The sequence below is a fragment of the Paenibacillus sp. 3LSP genome (assembly GCF_032465655.1).
GTDB classification, from domain to species: Bacteria; Bacillota; Bacilli; order Paenibacillales; family Paenibacillaceae; genus Fontibacillus; species Fontibacillus barengoltzii.
On sequence record NZ_JAWDJI010000163.1, the window covers coordinates 1 to 4,687 of the forward strand.

Annotated in this window: 5 protein-coding genes; all 5 read left to right on the forward strand. The window is 53.7% G+C overall.

Translation table 11 applies throughout. The annotated features are described in order from the left end of the window. The coding region (locus RW092_RS13415) for a HemK family protein methyltransferase (RefSeq protein WP_316010437.1) at window positions 1-462 on the forward strand (462 nt) is incomplete at its 5' end. A gap of 154 nt (window positions 463-616) precedes the next feature. Continuing rightward, on the forward strand, window positions 617-892 hold the full coding sequence (locus tag RW092_RS13420; RefSeq protein WP_016314181.1) for a hypothetical protein: 276 nt from the start codon (window positions 617-619) through the stop codon (window positions 890-892). Between the two features lie 1,016 nt (window positions 893-1,908). Then, window positions 1,909-3,132 carry an FtsW/RodA/SpoVE family cell cycle protein gene (locus RW092_RS13425; protein WP_016314180.1) on the forward strand — a complete coding sequence of 408 codons (1,224 nt, stop codon included), beginning with the start codon at window positions 1,909-1,911 and terminating at the stop codon, window positions 3,130-3,132. 105 nt (window positions 3,133-3,237) lie between these two features. Further along, window positions 3,238-3,942, forward strand: coding sequence for a stage II sporulation protein R (gene spoIIR / locus RW092_RS13430; protein WP_316010438.1), 705 nt, complete (start codon window positions 3,238-3,240; stop codon window positions 3,940-3,942). A 146-nt stretch (window positions 3,943-4,088) separates the two neighbouring features. Beyond that, window positions 4,089-4,687: L-threonylcarbamoyladenylate synthase (locus tag RW092_RS13435; protein ID WP_316010439.1), on the forward strand; the 599-nt coding region annotated here is incomplete at its 3' end.

Sequence of the window (4,687 nt, forward strand, 5' to 3'; positions counted from 1 at the left end):
GCCCTGGCCCACCTGCGCCCAGCATGGCGCGTCGCGGCGAGTGATATCTCGCCGGACGCCTTGGCGGTGGCGCAGGACAATGTCCGGCGGCTCGGCCTTGCGGTGACGTTCAAGCAGGGGGACCTGCTTGAACCTTTTGCCGGCGAGCCGCTGGACATCGTGGTGTCGAATCCGCCGTATATCCCGGCGGAGGACATCCCGCACCTGCAGCCTGAGGTGCGGGACTATGAGCCGCGCGGCGCGCTGGACGGCGGTCCGGACGGGCTCGCGCCCTACCGGACCATGATGGCGCAGCTCGCGCTGCTGCCACGGCCGCCTCGCCTCATCGGCTTCGAGCTCGGCCAAGGCCAAGCGGCCGACGTCGCGGCCCTGCTCCGCGCCGCCGGCTATTGGGACGAGATCGTGACCGTCCCCGATCTCGCCGGCATCGACCGTCACGTGCTCGGAATCGCACGAGGGTAACCCCGCGCGGCTGCAAAGTTCGATGGCCGCGCCGGGGCTTCCCCTTTCTGCCGATTCTATGAAAATGGGTGGATCTCCTCAACCAAAAGCCGCTATTTTTGGAAGGATAGTTTCATAGAATGTGGTATCTCAAGCCGAAAGGAGGAGATATCACATGGCGTTTACACTGACGTTTCCGTACGCGCAAGCTGCCGGCGTCGGCCAAGGGTATTTCGTGGCCGCCGACCCGCTGGGCCCAACCGGAATTGTAACGGTTCAGGCTACAGTGGGTAACGTCGAACTCCGGATTACCCGGTACAACGCGCCTGACTTTATTCAGACTGTAACGCAAGGCAGCACATTTTCCGTTCAACTGAGCAACATCCAAACGATCGGAATTTTTGCGCTGACGGAAGCGACGGGGACGATCACCTTGATCACTCCCGTATAACCTGTTCCCCCTCCATTCCCTTTCTTATCCCGACCCCACTAGGGCGCCGGCGCACGCGTCGGCGCTCATTTTTTTGCAACAAGTCTGTATTTTGCCCTCTTTTTAAGGATTATCCCGTTGCATCAGTTGCTGTGTACACTAGGGACTACCTACGAGGGAAAAGGTTCGCTTCCTACCTCTGAACGAAGGGGATAATGGTACAAAGAAGACGAAAGGGATAATTATGCAATGAGATGCCGGAATTGTACATAGGGGACATTAGAGCCCAAGAGCCGGATTGGTTTCGGAGCTGGTTTTAATCTTAGCTCTGGCGTATTATTCGAGTTTTATGGTAAATGTATCTATTCGGGTCCTCTTCTTGAGGATTATCCCGTTGCATCAGATCGTAGGGGGACGCGTAACAATAAAGACTGAGGAAAACAATGAGTAACAGTAACAAAGGATGAAGAAGTAGTTTCCTGGACTCCTCATTCCTGAGTGAGAGGGATAACCTGGAAAATAGGGACGAGAGCAAGTTCTTCTTTCTGATCGATTTGGATATGGTTGAGACGATGTATATCCTTCCTACCTGAACGAAGGGGATAGTGGTGTAAAGGCGTAAGAGGATACTCCTTTCTGAACGAACGGGATAGTAGTGTAAGAAGGAATAGGAAGGCACCTCTCATCTGATCAAGGGGGATAATGGTGTAAGAAGGGGGAGGAAAGAACTTGCCATCTGAACGAAAGGGATAATGGCGTAAAAAGGTGTAAGAAAGCTCCCCCATCTGATCAAGGGGGATAACGGTGTAAGAAGGAGTAGGAAAGAACTTCCCATCTGAACGAAAGGGATAATGGTGCAAAGAGAGGCAAGGGATGAGGGAGACGTGAGAAATGACGCCGTGGGGCAAAATAAGTCTAAAAAGGTAACCTTTTGACGCGGTGACTCGTTATTTGAGTCGTAGGGCTCATTTGTAGTTAGGCCGGGTTTCTTTTAAAGTAAAGGTACGGGGTTTCTAGATCAAGAAAAGAGGATGTTCATGCTGAGCAAACTGAAAAAAATCGATTACTCCATCGTCGTGATCCTGTTGCTGCTCATGGCCATCAGTATTGCGGTGTTGTACAGCGCTACGTCAAACACCCAATATCATGGCTATCACATTCGCATGCTTGCTTATTATGCGCTGGGGTTTGTTGCGTTTTTTGGAGTTTCGATTGTCGACTATCGGCTGCTTGTGAAATATGCGCCTTACTTGTACCTGTTTGGCTTCGGGCTGTTGATCGTCGTTATGTTCATTGGTAATACCTACTATAACGCAACCGGTTGGTTGACGATCCCGGTCATTAATCAGAGCTTTCAGCCGGCGGAGTTTTTTAAGCTGCTGCTGGTTCTTTTTCTCGGGTTTATGTTGCTGCGCAAGCGCAAGCTTCGTCTGTCCTTTTGGCGGGACGTTGTACCGATCTGCTTGCTTACTTTTATCCCTTTTGTTGCGGTTATGGCCCAAAACGACTTGGGGAATGCGCTCAGCTATGTCGTGATTTTGGCGGGCATGTTATGGATTGGGAATATAAAATATTGGCATGCGTTGATTGCGCTTGTGATCTTTGCCGGCTCGGTGATCGGTGGTATCACGGCGTACAAAGCGTACCATGATCAAGTGTACAACTTCTTCGTCGAAATCGGCCGGGAACACTGGATTAACCGGATTGATCCTTGGCTCATGCCGGAGAAAGCGTCTGAGGACGCCTCCTACCACACTCGAAACGCCAAGTTAGCCATTGCCTCTGGGGGCATGACTGGAGAAGGGTATATGAAAGGGGAAACGGTGCAGTCGGAACGGGTACCGCTGACCTACTCGGACTCGATCTTTGTGGTGATCGCTGAGGAGTTTGGTTTTATCGGGAGCTCGGCGCTACTGCTGTTGTATTTTGTACTGATTCATCGGCTCATTCTGATCTCGTTGGAGACTCGTGAAACCAGTGGGCCCTACCTAATAGTGGGGATTGTGGCGATGCTGTTGTATCAGATTTTTGAAAATATCGGCATGTTCATTGGCCTCATGCCTTTGACAGGGATTACTTTGCCCTTCATCAGCTATGGCGGTACTTCGCTGTTAATTAACATGGCGAGCATCGGCGTGGCGATGAGTATCCGGATCTATGGGCAAGAGAAGGAGGAAGAGAATCCTCCTGTGGCTTCGTCGGCTCCTACGTCGCGTTATGCCTTGCTCCGATCCAAACGTCAATCGGAAAATCGGGGGTAAAAATTTTTACTAGATTCCTAGATTTCTAGGTTTAGAAGTCTCTTAACCGGACATACTGATAGACATCAGCGGCTGAAATACCGGTTTGGTTAGGAGCAAGGAATCATGGGTAAACGTTCTTTTTCCCGGCAGAAAATCGCACTTATCTTTTTTTCGATTGTGATGTTGATGATGTCCTGGGAAGGGCAATTGGTTGATACAGCCGCGGCAGCGGCAGGGGCGCAAACGGTGATTTCGCAGATTCCTCAGGAATCGATTCGGCTGCGCATTTTGGCTAACTCGGATGGAGCTGCGGATCAACTCGTCAAGCGTCGTGTTCGCGATGCTGTCGTTGAGCAAATGAACGGCTGGGTTGCACAGCTGGACAATCCGCAGAGTCTGGAGGAAGCGCGCCGGGTCATCCGTGAGCATCTGCCGGCCATCGAGGAACAAGTTGGTCAAACGCTTAAGCAGTATGGCAAAAACTACGATTATCAAGTTGAGCTCGGCACCGTGCCGTTTCCGACCAAAATGTATGGCGGCGCTGTTTATCCAGCGGGCGACTACGAAGCGCTGCGTGTGACGCTGGGCGAAGGCAAAGGGAAAAACTGGTGGTGTGTATTGTTTCCGCCGCTATGCTTCATTGACGCCGGGAGTGGGGATGCGCTGGCTAAGGACGCTGGGGCTGTAACCACAGCAACGGCAAAAGCCTCGGCTGACGGGAGTGCGGGTGATGCCGTTCAGGTTGAACCGCAGGAGACCGAAGTGCGTTTCTTCCTGTGGGACATGCTGGTGAAGCTCTGGAACTGGATTGTTGGCCTTTTTGCTTAATGGTGTTTATATATTTGGAACTGTTAAACCGTTCGGGGATGCCGGGCGGTTTTTTTGCGGGCTATGCGCAAGGCGGGGTTCGGGTATAATAGTAGAATATATTATTGAACAGTTTGGGATGAACAAGTATGAGCCGACAGGAATCTATGAATTTCAATCAAACGGAACATCGCGGGGATCTCCCTGCTTTAAAAGGAGTAACCCCCAAAACGACACGTTGGTGGCGTATCCAGCCTGGAACAGGAGCTGGGGCTGAAGTGTCGGATGATGTGGCTGTGGAGGAAGCGGCGGCGCTGCAAGAGGCCGCCGCTGTACTCGCCTCCGGCGGGACGGTGGCGTTCCCGACGGAGACGGTGTATGGGCTTGGTGCAGATGCGCGGAATACGGCGGCGGTGGAGGCGATTTTTGCCGCCAAGGGCCGTCCGTCCGACAATCCGCTCATCGTGCACATCGCCGACGTGAGTCAGCTGGACGGACTCGTCACGGAAGTGAACGAGACGGCACAGCGGCTGATGGAGGCGTTTTGGCCCGGGCCGCTTACGCTGGTGCTGCCCGTGGCCAAAGGCGCCGTCTCGCCGCGCGTGACGGCGGGGTTGTCTACCGTGGGCGTGCGCATGCCCGCCCACGACGTAGCGCTGCGGCTGATTGCCGCAGCGGGATGCCCGGTGGCGGCGCCCAGCGCCAACCGGTCGGGGCGCCCGAGCCCCACGCTGGCGAGCCACGTGGGCGAGGACTTGTCCGGCCG